Genomic DNA, 13,882 nt, shown 5'->3' with positions numbered 1-13,882 from the left:
CGGCCGAACACCACCCGATCACCGGTTAGGACAGTTATCTAACCCTTACGTGCCGGATTCATTCCAGGGGAAGACCCCCGCAATTGATTAACGTCGAAATCTTGTGCTTCCCCCTGAAGATCATCATTTTCCGGCCGTTTTATGACCACCTGTGACCGATCGACACGGTAGTGCGGTTCGTTCACCCACAGCGGTGTAAACGGTGATCGTTTCGCTTCATCACTCCGTCGGACAGGCGTGTCGCACTGCTCCACTCGGGTTGTCCCCCACGCACGCCACGCCACCTTCTGGTTTCACATGCGAGTGGGGACATGAGAACGCCCCCGGTGCGTACACCGGGGGCGTTCAGTGGTGGGAGCAGCCTCTCCAGGAGAGGTTCTTTACTCGCGGAAGGCGTCCGCGACCTTGTCGCCGAGGTCCTTGTCGACGTTCCGCCAGTACTCGAAGACGCGCTCGAGCACCGGACGCGAGACGTCGTTCGAGGCGTGGCCGATGATGTTGTTCGCGAGCCGCTCACGCTGCTCGTCGTCCATCACGTCGCGGACGAGCGTGCCCGGCTGGCCGAAGTCGTCGTCCTCGGCGTGGAGCTTGTACGCCGACCGGATGACCTCGTCCTCGACGCCGTAGCCCGACGCGGTCTCGGAAGCGATCTCCGCGCTGGCGTGCGGGCCGCCGTAGGAGTTCGGCGCGTACACCGGGTCGCCTGGGTTGTTGTAGCGCATCGCGCCGTCGCGCGAGTAGCTGTTGACCGGGGACTTCGGCGCGTTGACCGGCAGCTGTGTGTAGTTCGCGCCGATCCGGTAGCGGTGGGCGTCCGGGTATGCGAACAGGCGGCCCTGCAGCATCTTGTCCGGCGACGGGCCGATGCCCGGCACCAGGTTGGACGGCTCGAACGCGGCCTGCTCGATCTCCGCGAAGTAGTTCGCCGGATTGCGGTCGAGCACCCAGCGGCCGACCTTGATCAGCGGGTAGTCGCCCTTCGGCCACACCTTGGTCAGGTCGAACGGGTTGAAGCGGTAGTCCGCGGCTTCGGCGTACGGCATCACCTGGACGTACAGCGTCCAGCTGGGGTGATTGCCCTGCTTGATGTTCTTGAACAGGTCGCGGATGTAGTAGTCCGAGTCCTCGCCCGCGATGCGGTCGGCGTCGGCCTGCGGCAGGTAGCCGATGCCCTGGTCGGTCTTGAAGTGGTACTTGACCCAGAACTTCTCGCCGCCGGCGTTCTCCCACAGATAGGTGTGCGAGCCGAAGCCGTCCATCTCGCGCCAGTTCGACGGGATGCCGCGGTCGCCCATCAGCCAGGTGACCTGGTGCGCGGACTCGGGCCGCAGCGTCCAGAAGTCCCACTGGATGTCGTGGTCGCGCAGGTGGTTGTCGGCGCGGCGCTTCTGCGAGTGGATGAAGTCGGGGAACTTGATCGGGTCGCGGATGAAGAACACCGGGGTGTTGTTGCCGACGAGGTCGTAGTTGCCCTCGGAGGTGTAGAACTTCACCGCGAAGCCGCGCGGGTCGCGCCACGTGTCGGGCGAGCCGTTCTCACCGGCGACCGACGAGAAGCGGGCCAGGCTCTCGGTGCGCACGCCAGACTGGAAGAGCGCGGCCTTCGTGAACTGGCTGACGTCTTCGGTGACCTCGAGGAACCCGTGCGCGCCGCCGCCCTTGGCGTGCACGACGCGTTCCGGCACGCGCTCCCGGTTGAACTGGGCGTTCTTCTCGATCAGGTAGTGGTCCTGGAGCAGGATCGGGCCGTTGGCGCCCACCGTCAGCGAGTCGTTGTCGCTCGCGACGGGGATGCCCACGTTGTTCGTGGTCGGCAAGCTCACGCAGGTGCCTCCTGGTTCGTGGTGGTGGAGCGGTCAGCTGCCTCCACCCTCTCGCGCAATCTGGAATCAGTCAAGAAAACACCCCGGGTCGGGTGACGGACACCGCGAAATAAAGTTGCACGCGCGTACCAAGTTACGTTCTCATCGGACGTATGGCCCTCGCTCCGTACCGTCGCGTATTAGCCGTGCCCGGAGTTCCCAGCTCGATGCTGCTGATGTTCCTGGCGCGGCTCCCGATGACGGCCATGGGCGTGACGATGACGCTGTACGTGGTCAACGATCTCGGCCGCGGCTACGGTGCCGCCGGGCTGGTCGGTGCCGCCACCACCCTCGGCAGCGCGATCGGGGCACCACTCGTCGGCCGGTACGTCGACCGCTACGGGCTGCGGCCGGTGGTCGCGATCTGCGGGCTGGCCTCCACGTCGTTCTGGATCAGCGCGCCGCATCTGCCGTATCAGGTGCTGCTGGTGGTCGCGCTCCCCGCGGGTGTGCTGTCGGTGCCCGCGGGAACGCTCGCGCGGCTGGTGCTCACCGCGCTCGTGCCACTGGAGCAGCGGCGGGCTGCCTACTCGCTGGACACGATCCTGGTGGAGGCGTCGTTCATGATCGGGCCGTCGGCCGGGATCATGGCGATCACACAACTGCCCGCGGTCTACGCGCTCACCGGTATCGGAGTCTGCTTCGCGCTTTCGGCGACGCTGATCTACCGGCAGAACCCGCCGATCCGCGCCGAAGCCGACGCAGGCGTGTTCACCGGGGAGCGGCCGACCGTCCGAAGCTGGCTCACCGGACGGCTCGTGATGGCGATGTTCATCGCCGCCGGCGCGCTGTTCTGCCTGGTCGGCATGGAACTCGCCGCCTTGGCGACGCTGCGCGCGAGCGGCGACATCGCCTGGTCCGGACTGTTGATCACGGTGATGTGCGTCGCGTCCGTGCTCGGCGGCGCGATCCACGGCGCGGTCCGGCGGTCGCTCTCACAGGGCACGCTGATGCTGCTGCTCGCGGTGCTCACCCTGCCGGTCGGGCTGATCGCCGGGCCGTGGTGGCTACTGGCGATCGTGCTGTTCCCGAGCAACGTGCTGTGCGCGCCGACGCTCGCGGCGAGCACGGAGACGGTCAGCGCGGCGGCGCCGCCGCGGGTGCGCGGCGAGGCGATGGGCCTGCTGGACGCGGCCAGCCGGATCGGGCTGGCGATCGGGAGCCCGATCATCGGGTTCGTGATCGACCATTCCAGCCCGGGCTGGGGATTCGCGGCCTCGGCGCTGGGTGCGCTGATGATCGCCGCGGTCGGCCTGTTCTGGCGTCGCTCCCGCACCCCCGCCCGGATGCCCGCGCTCACTTCCTCCTGACGCAATTCGGCACCTGGTTGCGATGGTTGCGCACGCATCCATCGCAACCAGGTGCCGAATTGCGGGAGAGGGGCTAGGCGCAGACCTTGCGGAGGGCGTCGACCCGCTCGATGTTGCGCTTGGTCCAGTCCGCGACCTTGCCCGCGTCCTGGATGTTCTCCTTCTGGACCTGCAGATACGAGTCGGCCATGCCGGTGAGCGCGCCCGCCACGTTCTGCTCGCCGACGCTGTTCGCCAGCTCACGCAGACGCTTTTCCTTGTCCGCGGCCCGCTCCTTGATGGTCGCCGGGTCCGGGTTGAGGTCGACGAGGCTGAGCGCCTCGGCGCACGCACTGACCTTCGTCGCGGCCTTGTTCGTCTGATCGACCGCGTTCGTGACCTCGCTGCAGCCCGCCAGCGCGAGTCCGGCGGCCGCCAGGAGCGCCGCGATTCCCAACCTCTTCATGACGACCACAGTAGCGAGAAACGTGGGTGGTATGTCGGGTTCCCCCGGCACACCACCCCGCTTCACCCCTTGACGCAGACGACCTGCTTCAGATGCGCGACCACTTCGACGAGGTCGGTCTGCGCCTTGATCACCGTTTCGATGTCCTTGTACGCGGCCGGGATCTCGTCCACCACGCCGGAGTCCTTGCGGCATTCGACGCCGGCGGTCTGCGCGGCGAGGTCTTCGGCGGTGTACAGCTTCTTGGCCTTGTTCCGCGACATCCGGCGGCCCGCGCCGTGCGACGCGGACTGGAAGGACGACGCGTTCCCGAGGCCGCGCACGATGTACGAACCGGTGCCCATGCTGCCAGGGATGATCCCGAGGTCACCCGAGCCCGCGCGGATCGCGCCCTTGCGGGTCACCAGCAGATCGACGCCGTCGTAGGTCTCTTCGGCGACGTAGTTGTGGTGACAGCTGATCGCGTCGTCGAACGTCGTCTGCGGGACGACGTCCTTCAGCGCCTGCTTCACGAGCGCGACCATGGTGGCGCGGTTGCGCGCCGCGTAGTCCTGCGCCCAGAACAGGTCCCGCCGGTACGCCTGCATCTCCGGCGTACCCGCGACGAACACGGCGAGGTCCGGATCCGGCAGGTCCGCGTTGTGCGGCAGCTTCCGCGCGACGGCCATATGCCGTTCCGCGAGTTCCTTGCCGATGTTGCGCGAACCCGAGTGCAGCATCAGCCACACGCGGCCTTCGTCGTCGCCGCCCTGTTCGAGGCAGACCTCGATGAAGTGGTTGCCGCCGCCGAGGCTCCCGATCTGGCGCGAGGCGCGGTCGTGCAGCTCCTGGACGCCGGGATGCAGGTCGCCGAAGGACTTCCAGAACGCGTCCCAGCCACCGACACCGTGCACCTTCGCCGGGTTCACCGGGGTCTTGTGCAGGCCGAAGCCGACCGGGACGGCCGATTCGATCCGGCGGCGGAGCTTCAGCAGGTCGTCGGGCAGATCGGCGGCGGTGAGCGAGGTCCGTACCGCGCTCATCCCGCAGCCGATGTCCACGCCGACGGCGGCCGGGGACACCGCGTCGCGCATCGCGATCACGCTGCCGACGGTCGCGCCCTTGCCGTAGTGGACGTCGGGCATGACCGCGACGCCGTGCACCCACGGCAGGTTGGCGACGTTGTGCAGCTGCCGCATGGCCTGGTCCTCGACCGATGTGGGGTCGGCCCACATCCGGATCGGAACCCGCGAGCCTTCGACCGCCGTGTACATGACTTTCCCTTCGTGGAAAACGTTTGTCGCCACAGAGCATGCACTGACCGAAGGCCCCCGACAACGCAATTAGTCACCTACTTGCCTGAGCGCCCGGGGGCAAGTAGGTGACTAATTGCGTTGTGGCGTCAGGAGTTCGCGGCGACCAGTTCCGCGATCTGGACGGCGTTGAGCGCCGCGCCTTTCCGCAGGTTGTCGTTCGACAGGAACAGCACCAGGCCGCGGCCGCCGTCGACACCCGGGTCCGTCCGCAGGCGCCCGACGTACGACGGGTCCTGGCCGGCGGCCTGCAGTGGCGTCGGGATGTCCGACAGCTCCACGCCGGGAGCGCCGGTGAGCAGCTCGGTCGCGCGGGCGACCGAAAGCGGCTGCGAGAACTCCGCGTTGATGGAGATCGAGTGCCCCGAGAACACCGGCACCCGCACGCAGGTGCAGGAGACCCGCAGCTCCGGGATGCTCAGGATCTTGCGGCTCTCGTTGCGGAACTTCTTCTCCTCGTCCGTCTCGAACTCACCGTCGTCCACAATGGACCCGGCCAGCGGGAGGACGTTGTGCGCGATGGGCCGCGCGTACTTCTTCGGCTCGGGGAAGGTCACCGCCGCGCCGTCGTGGGTCAGCGCGCCCGCGTTCGACGCCGCCGCGGCGAGCTGGCCTTCGAGCTCTTCGACACCGGCGAGCCCGCTGCCGGACACCGCCTGGTAGGTGCTCGCGACCAGCCGCACGAGGCCCGCTTCGGCGTGCAGCGGCTTGAGCACCGGCATCGCGGCCATCGTGGTGCAGTTGGGGTTCGCGATGATCCCCTTGCGCGCTTCCTTGATCGCCTCCGGGTTGACCTCGCTGACGATCAGCGGGACGTCCGGGTCCATACGCCACGCCGACGAGTTGTCGATCACCGTGGCACCGGCCGCGGCGAACCGCTCCGCCTGCGCCTTGGAGGTCGAGCCACCGGCGGAGAACAGCGCGATGTTCAAACCGGACGGATCCGCGGTCGTCGCGTCCTCGATGACGATTTCCTCGTCCTGCCAAGGAAGCTTCGAACCGGCGGACCGCGCCGAAGCGAAGTACCGCATTTCGGCGACCGGGAAACCCCGTTCGGCCAGCAGACGGCGCATGACACCGCCGACCTGACCGGTCGCCCCGACGACCCCTACCCGCAGACCTTCCGACATCAGCGACCACTCCCCGCGTAGACGACGGCTTCTTCGTCGCCGCCGAGTTCGAATGCCTCGTGGATCGCGCGCACCGCGTCGTCGAGCTGCGCGTCCCGGATCAGCACCGAGATCCGGATCTCCGAGGTGTTGATGATTTCGATGTTGACGCCCGACTGCGCGAGCGCCTCGCAGAACGTCGCCGTGACACCGGGGTGCGAACGCATCCCCGCGCCGACGAGCGAGACCTTGCCGACGTGGTCGTCGTAGAGGACCGACTCGAAGCCGATCCCCTCCTTGATCTTCTCCAGCGACCGCACGGCCTTGGCGCCGTTGGCCTTCGACAGCGTGAAGGTGATGTCGGTGCGGCCCGAGACGGTGCTGGACACGTTCTGCAGCACCATGTCGATGTCGATCTCGTCGTCGGCGATCACCCGGAAGATCCTGGCGGCGGCACCGGCGTGGTCCGGCACTCCGGTCACCGTGATCTTGGCTTCGGAGCGGTCGTGCGCCACACCGGTGATCAACGCTTGTTCCACGGGGATCTCCTCGATAGAACCGGTCACCGTGGTGCCCGGCTTGTCACTGTAGGAAGAACGGACTCGGATCGGGACGCCGTAGCGGCGCGCGTACTCCACCGAGCGCAGGTGCAGGATCTTCGACCCGCTCGCGGCCAGTTCCAGCATCTCCTCGTAGGCGATGGTGTCCAGCTTGCGGGCGTCGGGCACGACCCGGGGATCGGCGGTGTACACACCGTCCACATCGGAATAGATCTCGCAGACGTCGGCGTTCAGCGCCGCGGCCAGCGCGACGGCGGTGGTGTCCGAACCGCCGCGGCCGAGGGTGGTGATGTCCTTGGTGTCCTGCGACACGCCCTGGAAACCCGCCACCAGCGCGATGTAGCCCTGGTCGAGGGCTTCCGTCACACGGCTGGGGCTGACGTCGATGATCCGCGCGTTGCCGTGCACGGACGTCGTCACCACGCCGGCCTGCGAGCCGGTGAACGACCACGCCTCCGCGCCCTGCGCCGAAATCGCCATCGCCACCAGCGAGTTGGAGATGCGCTCACCCGCTGTGAGCAGCATGTCCATCTCGCGTTCCGGCGGCGCCGGGTTGACCTGCTGAGCCAGGTCGAGCAGCTCGTCCGTCGTGTCACCCATGGCGGAGCAGACGACGACCACGTCGTTGCCCGCCTTCTTGGTGGCGACGATGCGTTCCGCGACGCGTTTGATCCGGTCGGCACTTTCCAGCGACGAACCGCCGTACTTCTGGACCACGAGGGCCACGCCCGAACCTCCTCGACGGGCCGGGCGTGCTCCTGGTGGGCACCGAGGAGCCCCCGCGTCCCTTATTTGGGCGAAAGCCTACCGGGGTCACGCACACTCGCCACCCTCGTAAGTGGTCCTGACCACCGCTTCGAGGACTCCTGGAAGTAAATCTTCCTTAACACCAACGAAATAGTCGGAGGGCTTTCACTTTAGTGACGGAGAGCACCCCTTGTTATCGTCCGGCGGTGCACAAACCCGCCGACACAAGTACCCCGATCGCGTCGATCCTGGCCCACCGCTGGAGCCCGCGTGCCTACGACGAGTCAGCGATCGTCACCGAAGACCAGCTCCGCGCGCTGCTCGAAGCGGCCCGCTGGGCGCCGTCGTTCGGCAACACCCAGCCCGCCCGCTACCTGGTCGGGCTGCGCGGCACGCCGTCGTTCGACCGCATCCTCTCGACGCTCAACTCGGGCAACCGCGCGTGGGCCCATCGCGCCGGGCTGCTGCTGATCGGCGTGATGGTGACCACGAACGAGAAGGGCGACGTCCCGTACGCCGAGTACGGGCTGGGGCTGGCGAGCGAGAACCTCGTGCTCCAGGCCGTCGACCTCGGCCTGATCGCGCATCAGATGGCGGGCTTCTCCGCTGAAGCCGCGAAGGACTTCTTCGGGCTCCCCGACGACGTCGTCCCGAAGGTCGCCATCGCCGTCGGCTCGCCCGCGGACGCCTCGGTGCTCGAAGAGGACTGGCGGATCGAGCGCGAGAAGGCGCCGCGTGAGCGAGTCCCGCTGGCCGATTTCGCCTACGCCGACGCCTGGGGCACAAGCGCTTTCTCCGAGTGAGGGAGCCATCGCAGAGCGAGAGCCCCGAGCCCGGCGTGCAGCAGGCTCAGCACGGCGGCGGCGATGTGCAGGCCCGCGACGAAGGCCTCCTTCGCGTCAAGAGCGGCCGTGGGCGCGATCTCGAGAGTTTCGCCGAGTGTCGGCGCGACGTCCGGGCCCGCCAGGCGGAAGACCAGCGCGGCGAGCGAACCCATGAGCGCGATGCCCAGCGCGTTGCCGATCTCGTTGCTCGTTTCGGCGATCGCGCCCGCCGCTCCCGCCCGCTCGGCGGGCACCGCGGCGACGGCCGTGTCGGCCACCACGCTGAACGAGATGCCGTAGCCCACACCGGCGACCACCGTCGAGGCGACGTACCAGCCCGCTCCGCCCGTGACACCGGTCATGAGCAGCAGGGCGAGCCCGGCGGCGATGGAGAAGTGGCAGACGGCCAGCGCCGCGCGTTTGCCGATGCGGTCGACCAGCGCGGGTGTGGCGACGCACATGATCGTGAGCACGGCCGCCCCTGGCAGCGCGAGCAGCGCCGCGTGCAGAACGGGTAGCCCGAGCACGGACTGCAGATGGATCCCCGACAGGTACGCGGCCGCCGACCATGCCGCCAGCGGCAGCAGCCCGGTGACGATCGCGATGGTGAAGACGCGGTCACGGAACAGGGAGAAGTCGACCAGTGGGTGGTCGAGGCCCCGCTGACGCCGGGCGAACCACACCAGCAGCACCGCTCCGGTGATCCCCGCGGAGACCGCGACCACGGACAGGCCGTCGGCGGCCGCGTGCTTGATCCCGTAGATCGCGAGCAGGAGGCCGGCGGCGGAGAGCACCACGCTGAGCACGTCGACACGTCCCCGTCCGGTGGCCCGCACCTCCCGCAGCAGCACCGGCGCGAGCGCCAGGAACACCGCGATCACCGGCAGGTTGACCAGGAAGACCGAACCCCACGGGAACCGCTCCAGCAGGATCCCGCCGACGACCGGGCCGATCGCGAAACCGGCGGCGAACGCGGCCGCGAAGACGCCGATGGCCTGTGCCCGTCGCCGAGGATCGGTGAAGAGTTCGCTCAGCACGGCCAGCGCGGACGGCAGCAGTGTCGCGCCCGCGAGCCCCATCAGGGCCCGGAACGCGATCAGCAGCTCCGGGCTCGGGGCGAACGCCGCGCCCGCCGAACCGATGCCGAACACGGCCGCGCCGATCATCAGCAGCTTCAGGCGGCCGTACCGGTCGCCGATGGTGCCGAAGGCGACCAGCAGCGAGCCGACCGCGAACCCGTAGACGTCCAGGATCCACAACGCCTGATCGGCCGTCGGGGTGAGCGCCTGGCTGATCCTGGGCATCGCGAGGAACAGGATCGAACCGTCCATGGAGACCAGGAAGACCGGGCAAAGGATCACCAGCAGGCCGAACCAGGCCCGGGAATGCTGTCGTGTCATGCCGTCGACGGTGCGCGGGCGCCGCCGCGGCAACCATCCCCGTGGCGTGGGTACACCCAGCAGGTACACCCACGGCGCCGCCCGGAAATCTAGGCTGGGGTCATGGAGAGCCTCGGCGTGTACCTCAAAAGCCGTCGTGACCGGGTGACTCCCGCCGAACTCGGCCTGCGCACCTACGGCACCTCACGACGCGTGCCCGGCCTGCGCCGCGAGGAGCTCGCCCAGCTCGCCGGGGTGAGCGCCGGGTACTACACGCGGCTGGAGCAGGGCCTGGCCGAAACCGCTTCACGACAGGTGCTCGACGCGCTCGCCCGCGCGCTCCGGTTCGACGACGTCGAGACCGTCCACCTGCACAACCTCGCCCGGCAGTCCCCGCTCCCGAAGCTGTCCGACCCCGGCCAGGAGGAGCCACATCCCCGCGTCCTCGCGCTGCTGGAGAATCTCGGCGAGGCCGTACCCGCGCTCGTCTTCGGCCGCCGCGGCGACGTGCTCGCGTGGAACCACGCCGGGCACGCGCTCATGGCCGAACACCTCGATTTCGACGCGCCGTCGGATCCGGAGCGACGGCCTTCGCTGCCGCGCATGTTCTTCCTCGACCCACTCACCCGCGACCTGCACCGGAACCGGGCCGAACTCGCCCGCGTCCACGTCGCCTATCTGCGGTTGACCGCGGGCCGCCACCCCACCGACGCCCGGCTGGCCGCCCTCATCGGCGAACTGTCGATGCGCAGCGACGAATTCGCGACCCTTTGGGCGACCGGCGACGTCGCCGACTGCACCGTCGGCGCCATGCATCTCCAGCATCCGACGGTCGGCACGGTGAGCGTCGATTACCAGGTGTGGCTCCAGCCCGACAGTCCCGACCACCGGCTGGAGATCTACACGCCGAAGGACCCGGGTTCCGCCGACGCGCTGAAGATCCTGACGCACGTTGATCGGGAGTCGTGAGTGGCGTGTCGCGAAAGCGGGGCGTCGAACTCCTATGTCGTGAAGGGTCCCTTCACGACATACCCACGACCGCGAAACTCTCGTTAGCGCCGTGGATACCTAAGCCGCACTTGGCTCTAATCCAATGCCAGGTAGCTTAAGTTGATCTTGGGCGGGGATCTTCAGCGGCTGCCGGCCTGCTCGATCAAGCCGGACAAGTCACCGGCAGCGGACCCGAGGCGCGACTGTCCACACGGGACGCCAGCCCGGATCCGGCGCCCGATTTAGGTGCTTTGCGCGGCCGCGGGAGGGGGTCGCCCATTTCGCCATAAATCGGAAATTCAGTCATCGAATGTGTCCACAGTGGACGCTAGGGGAGCGTCGGCTTCCGTCGACCAGGGCAACCGGGCGCTTGACCTGCGGCAACCGTCGTCGACGGGGACGCCGTCGCGGTGCCGTACGGCGGAAGCGGCAAGCCGATCTTCATCGTCATGGCCTGGTGAGCGCCGTCAAGGCGGGTCTGTTCTGGCTGATCGACTTCGGCCTGATCGTCGACCTGCTGCTGCTCGTCCTGGGCGTGTACTCGGCGCTGGTGGTGTTCGGGGTCTACACCGGCACCGTCGTCCGGCCGCATGTGCTCTCGTCGCGCGAGGTCCGCGACCCGGCCAAGGCGTTCCGCGACGAAACCTGGCTCAGCCACGACGATTTCTACGAGACGAACCTGCTCGCCGAACTGCGTGAGCCGATCACCGTGACCCGGCCGCTCGGCAAGACCGAGTCCGTCCGCGTCGTGAAGTTCCAGGCGGACGACCCGAAAGCCGCCATCGAGGCCTACGAACGGCTCACGATCAGGTGAGCCGATAGGTCCCGGCCACGATGGCCTGTGCGAGTTCGGTGACGCTGCCGTTCCGGGCGAAGGCGTGCGCCCGGAGCATCGCCTGCGCGTCCGAAACCGAACAGTCGTGGGCAGCCATCACCATCCCCGTGGCCTGGTGCACCACGACCCGGCGGTCCAGGTCGCCGAACAACGGGTGCACGGGAAGACCGTCGGCGCCGTCGAGCCGCACGGCCGGGTTCAACGCGGTTTCGGTCAGCGCTTCGGCGAACACTCCCACGGACCGGGCCACCGCGACGTCCGGTTCGGCCTCGAACCGATACGCGGTGAGGGTCCCCATCAAGGCATCCGGCAGGCCCAGCGGCGCCGAAACCACCGCGTGGATCCCGAATTCCCGCGCGGCGGGGCCGAACCGGGGCCACCGCCCGGAGAGCTCCGGTTCGCTGCAGACACCGGGCCTCAGCGGCCTGTTCCGTGACGGCCCTTCGCCGAGGACTTCTTCGAGATCGTGCACGCGGGCGGCGACGGGATCGGACACCACGACCGCCGAATCCCGCCCGGCGAGGCCGAACAGGGTCACCACCAGGCTCTCGACGCCGGACGCGTCGGCCACCGCCGTCATGAACGCCGGGGGGACGACGGCCGGTTCCGCCGGCCGGTCCGCCCAGCGCCCGACGGCGTCGAGGTAGCCGACGTGCAGCGTCGCGGCGGCACGGTGTTTGCACTCGGTCGCGCGGTGGAGTTCCGCCATCCGGCGGTGGAACGGCCGCATGGCCTCGGTGGTCGTGCCCAGCAGGCCTTCGTGCCGCCGGGCGACGGCGGCCGCGCGATCCGCGCGCCCGCGCTCGGTTTCGATCAGTCCGCGCATCGCCGACGGGTCGTACCGGCCACCAGTGCCGTCCCACATGGGCTGAGCGTACGCCCGCACCAGGCCGGCGGAAGTGACCCGAATGGCTGAGCCACAGGGGTTTTGGGGCTTCCGGCGGAGGACTAACGTTGATTACCCAGCGCCTCTGAGAACTGCAATCCGCAGGAAGGCCGCTTCTGATGCGAAATCGCGAAAGATGGGTCGCCGATACGTTGCTGGAGCTGGCCGACACGCTGGCTCCCACCCTCGACCCGGTGAATTATTGGCTCTGTGTGGCGGATCGCTACGCCCAATTGATTCCATCGTCGTCGATCCGGCTGGCCGTCTTCGGCGTCCACGACGCCCTGCCTGTCGTGGTGAACACGGACGAGCGGCTCGGGGAACCCTCGATCGGCGAATTCCTCGCCGAAGAGGGCCCTGGAATCGACAGCTGCGAAAGCCGGCGACCGGTCGTCGGCGTCCGGCTCGACGAGGCGACCGCACGGTGGGAGCGGCTGGCGCCCGCCGCCCTTTCCCTCGGTTTCCACACCGTGCACGCGTTCCCGTTCAGCCGCCACGAGGAGGTTCTCGGTGCGGTGACGATCTTGACCGCGGAGACCACCGGGCTACCGGAAGCCGATGTGTGGATCGCGAGCGCGCTCGCCGACGCGGCGACGATCGGCATGCTCAACCACCGGGCGATCGCCGGGCTCACCACCACCTCGGAACAACTGCAAGGGGCGCTCAGCAGCCGGGTGATCATCGAGCAGGCCAAGGGACTCGTGTCGGCCAGGTTGGAGATCGGCACGGAGGACGCGTTCCACCTGATCCGCCACTACGCGCGCAACCACAATCTGCGGATCGGCCCGATTTGCGAGAGGCTGCTCAGCCGCCGCATGACCGCGGCCGACCTGGCGGCGTCGCTCTCCGAGCATGCGACGAAGGCGAACCACCGCCCCTGACTCACGTGGGCTGCCGCCGCTCGATCACCAGCACGACTCCGCCGCCCGGACGTCACCGGCCTCGGCCAGCTTGACGCTGAGCGAAGACCGGCGGTCGAGGATTCCGGCGAGGAGCGTTTCGCGGCGCGGGTCGAGATGCTGGACGACGACCACGGGCACGGGAAAGTCTGCGGGCAGGGCGCCGAACACCTCGATCAGCGCCTTGACCCCACCCGCCGACGAGGCGATGGCGACGATCTCGTAAGCCGCCTCGTGGCGGCCGCGCCCGGGCATATTCCGAACGTGGTGCTCCCGGCCCCACAAAGCGCCTTGCTAGGCCGAACCGCCCACGCGACGGATGATCTTCGCGAGGATGCCCGTGACGACCATCCAGAAGATCGCGGCGATGCCGTAGTTGATCAGCACGCGGAGCTTGGCGTCTTCGGGCATGAAGAGGTCCTTGAAGCCCAGCAGGAGCCCGTCGGCCCAGCCGCGGACGAACGACACGATGCCGTTGCCGGGGTTCGCCTCGCCGATCACGAAGACGACGTGCAGCACCAGGATGGCCGCGAAGACCAGGCCGACCCACCGGACCACGCTCGCCAGTATCCCGGCCGCGCGCCCGCCCCCTGCCCGCCAGTCGACCTTGCGTCTGGTCTCCTGATCAGCGGTTTCCTTCTCTTCAGCGTGCTCGCCCATGCCGGGCAGTGTGGCACGCCGTCTGGTCCGATTGCTACCCGCGAGTAACCCGAATGGGCGCCGCCGTGGTCACGGTTCGATCGC

General features: G+C 68.4%; 14 protein-coding genes. 5 read left to right on the top strand and 9 right to left on the bottom strand.

Annotated elements, in window-relative coordinates; genetic code table 11:
• Positions 1-380 precede the first annotated feature (380 nt).
• Positions 381-1,823 (bottom strand): catalase, encoded by a 1,443-nt coding sequence (locus tag ACLJO0_RS03670; protein ID WP_410576541.1) that lies wholly within the window; start codon positions 1,821-1,823, stop codon positions 381-383.
• Positions 1,824-2,029: 206 nt separating this feature from the next.
• Between ACLJO0_RS03670 and ACLJO0_RS03665 the strand changes: the two genes are divergently transcribed.
• Positions 2,030-3,172, top strand: coding sequence for an MFS transporter (locus tag ACLJO0_RS03665; RefSeq protein ID WP_410576961.1), 1,143 nt, complete (start codon positions 2,030-2,032; stop codon positions 3,170-3,172).
• A gap of 73 nt (positions 3,173-3,245) precedes the next feature.
• On the opposite strand, the gene ACLJO0_RS03660 is transcribed toward ACLJO0_RS03665, so the two are convergent.
• The 4 genes from ACLJO0_RS03660 to ACLJO0_RS03645 form a co-directional block, all read right to left on the bottom strand.
• Positions 3,246-3,617: a hypothetical protein gene (locus tag ACLJO0_RS03660; RefSeq protein WP_410576540.1), complete on the bottom strand. Its 372-nt coding sequence runs from the start codon at positions 3,615-3,617 to the stop codon at positions 3,246-3,248.
• Between the two features lie 62 nt (positions 3,618-3,679).
• Positions 3,680-4,870, bottom strand: a complete 1,191-nt coding sequence (locus ACLJO0_RS03655) for an RtcB family protein (protein WP_410576539.1) — start codon at positions 4,868-4,870, stop codon at positions 3,680-3,682.
• 128 nt (positions 4,871-4,998) lie between these two features.
• A complete protein-coding gene (locus ACLJO0_RS03650; RefSeq protein WP_410576538.1) occupies positions 4,999-6,039 on the bottom strand; it encodes an aspartate-semialdehyde dehydrogenase in 1,041 nt (346 codons plus the stop codon).
• Positions 6,039-7,304 carry an aspartate kinase gene (locus tag ACLJO0_RS03645; RefSeq protein WP_410576537.1) on the bottom strand — a complete coding sequence of 422 codons (1,266 nt, stop codon included), beginning with the start codon at positions 7,302-7,304 and terminating at the stop codon, positions 6,039-6,041. Before ACLJO0_RS03645 ends, ACLJO0_RS03650 begins: the two co-directional genes overlap by 1 nt.
• A 227-nt stretch (positions 7,305-7,531) precedes the next feature.
• Between ACLJO0_RS03645 and ACLJO0_RS03640 the strand changes: the two genes are divergently transcribed.
• Positions 7,532-8,128: a nitroreductase family protein gene (locus ACLJO0_RS03640; RefSeq protein ID WP_410576536.1), complete on the top strand. Its 597-nt coding sequence runs from the start codon at positions 7,532-7,534 to the stop codon at positions 8,126-8,128.
• Here ACLJO0_RS03640 and ACLJO0_RS03635 read toward each other — a convergent pair.
• Positions 8,089-9,549: an MFS transporter gene (locus ACLJO0_RS03635; protein WP_410576535.1), complete on the bottom strand. Its 1,461-nt coding sequence runs from the start codon at positions 9,547-9,549 to the stop codon at positions 8,089-8,091. The two genes, ACLJO0_RS03640 and ACLJO0_RS03635, sit on opposite strands and share 40 nt — an antisense overlap.
• A 102-nt stretch (positions 9,550-9,651) precedes the next feature.
• Here ACLJO0_RS03635 and ACLJO0_RS03630 point away from each other — a divergent pair, with 102 nt between their 5' ends.
• Positions 9,652-10,497 carry a helix-turn-helix transcriptional regulator gene (locus ACLJO0_RS03630; RefSeq protein WP_410576534.1) on the top strand — a complete coding sequence of 282 codons (846 nt, stop codon included), beginning with the start codon at positions 9,652-9,654 and terminating at the stop codon, positions 10,495-10,497.
• A gap of 478 nt (positions 10,498-10,975) precedes the next feature.
• The gene (locus ACLJO0_RS03625; RefSeq protein ID WP_410576533.1) at positions 10,976-11,332 is read left to right on the top strand and encodes a hypothetical protein; all 357 of its coding nucleotides are present in this window, start codon (positions 10,976-10,978) and stop codon (positions 11,330-11,332) included.
• Here the strand turns inward: ACLJO0_RS03625 and ACLJO0_RS03620 are convergent.
• Positions 11,325-12,218 carry an ANTAR domain-containing protein gene (locus ACLJO0_RS03620; RefSeq protein ID WP_410576532.1) on the bottom strand — a complete coding sequence of 298 codons (894 nt, stop codon included), beginning with the start codon at positions 12,216-12,218 and terminating at the stop codon, positions 11,325-11,327. The two genes, ACLJO0_RS03625 and ACLJO0_RS03620, sit on opposite strands and share 8 nt — an antisense overlap.
• Positions 12,219-12,358: 140 nt before the next feature.
• Between ACLJO0_RS03620 and ACLJO0_RS03615 the strand changes: the two genes are divergently transcribed.
• Positions 12,359-13,120 (top strand): ANTAR domain-containing protein, encoded by a 762-nt coding sequence (locus tag ACLJO0_RS03615; RefSeq protein ID WP_410576531.1) that lies wholly within the window; start codon positions 12,359-12,361, stop codon positions 13,118-13,120.
• Positions 13,121-13,144: 24 nt separating this feature from the next.
• On the opposite strand, the gene ACLJO0_RS03610 is transcribed toward ACLJO0_RS03615, so the two are convergent.
• Both ACLJO0_RS03610 and ACLJO0_RS03605 read right to left on the bottom strand, forming a co-directional pair.
• Positions 13,145-13,393 (bottom strand): chemotaxis protein CheB, encoded by a 249-nt coding sequence (locus tag ACLJO0_RS03610; RefSeq protein ID WP_410576530.1) that lies wholly within the window; start codon positions 13,391-13,393, stop codon positions 13,145-13,147.
• Positions 13,394-13,432: 39 nt separating this feature from the next.
• The gene (locus ACLJO0_RS03605) at positions 13,433-13,798 is read right to left on the bottom strand and encodes a hypothetical protein (RefSeq protein WP_410576529.1); all 366 of its coding nucleotides are present in this window, start codon (positions 13,796-13,798) and stop codon (positions 13,433-13,435) included.
• Between the last annotated feature and the right edge of the window lie 84 nt (positions 13,799-13,882).

This window comes from Amycolatopsis sp. lyj-108, from assembly GCF_046549005.1.
Classification (GTDB): Bacteria; Actinomycetota; Actinomycetes; order Mycobacteriales; family Pseudonocardiaceae; genus Amycolatopsis.
Note: the sequence above shows the minus strand (reverse complement) of the source record. Positions and strands in the feature narration are given on the sequence as shown.

Bases quoted from the DNA above. Each gene is read 5' to 3' on its own strand.
- ACLJO0_RS03665 (WP_410576961.1), top strand. From the start codon at position 2,030: ATGCTGCTGATGTTCCTGGCGCGGCTCCCGATGACGGCCATGGGCGTG.
- ACLJO0_RS03660 (WP_410576540.1), bottom strand. From the start codon at position 3,617: ATGAAGAGGTTGGGAATCGCGGCGCTCCTGGCGGCCGCCGGACTCGCG.
- ACLJO0_RS03655 (WP_410576539.1), bottom strand. From the start codon at position 4,870: ATGTACACGGCGGTCGAAGGCTCGCGGGTTCCGATCCGGATGTGGGCC.
- ACLJO0_RS03650 (WP_410576538.1), bottom strand. From the start codon at position 6,039: ATGTCGGAAGGTCTGCGGGTAGGGGTCGTCGGGGCGACCGGTCAGGTC.
- ACLJO0_RS03635 (WP_410576535.1), bottom strand. From the start codon at position 9,549: ATGACACGACAGCATTCCCGGGCCTGGTTCGGCCTGCTGGTGATCCTT.
- ACLJO0_RS03630 (WP_410576534.1), top strand. From the start codon at position 9,652: ATGGAGAGCCTCGGCGTGTACCTCAAAAGCCGTCGTGACCGGGTGACT.
- ACLJO0_RS03620 (WP_410576532.1), bottom strand. From the start codon at position 12,218: ATGTGGGACGGCACTGGTGGCCGGTACGACCCGTCGGCGATGCGCGGA.
- ACLJO0_RS03615 (WP_410576531.1), top strand. From the start codon at position 12,359: ATGCGAAATCGCGAAAGATGGGTCGCCGATACGTTGCTGGAGCTGGCC.
- ACLJO0_RS03610 (WP_410576530.1), bottom strand. From the start codon at position 13,393: ATGCCCGGGCGCGGCCGCCACGAGGCGGCTTACGAGATCGTCGCCATC.
- ACLJO0_RS03605 (WP_410576529.1), bottom strand. From the start codon at position 13,798: ATGGGCGAGCACGCTGAAGAGAAGGAAACCGCTGATCAGGAGACCAGA.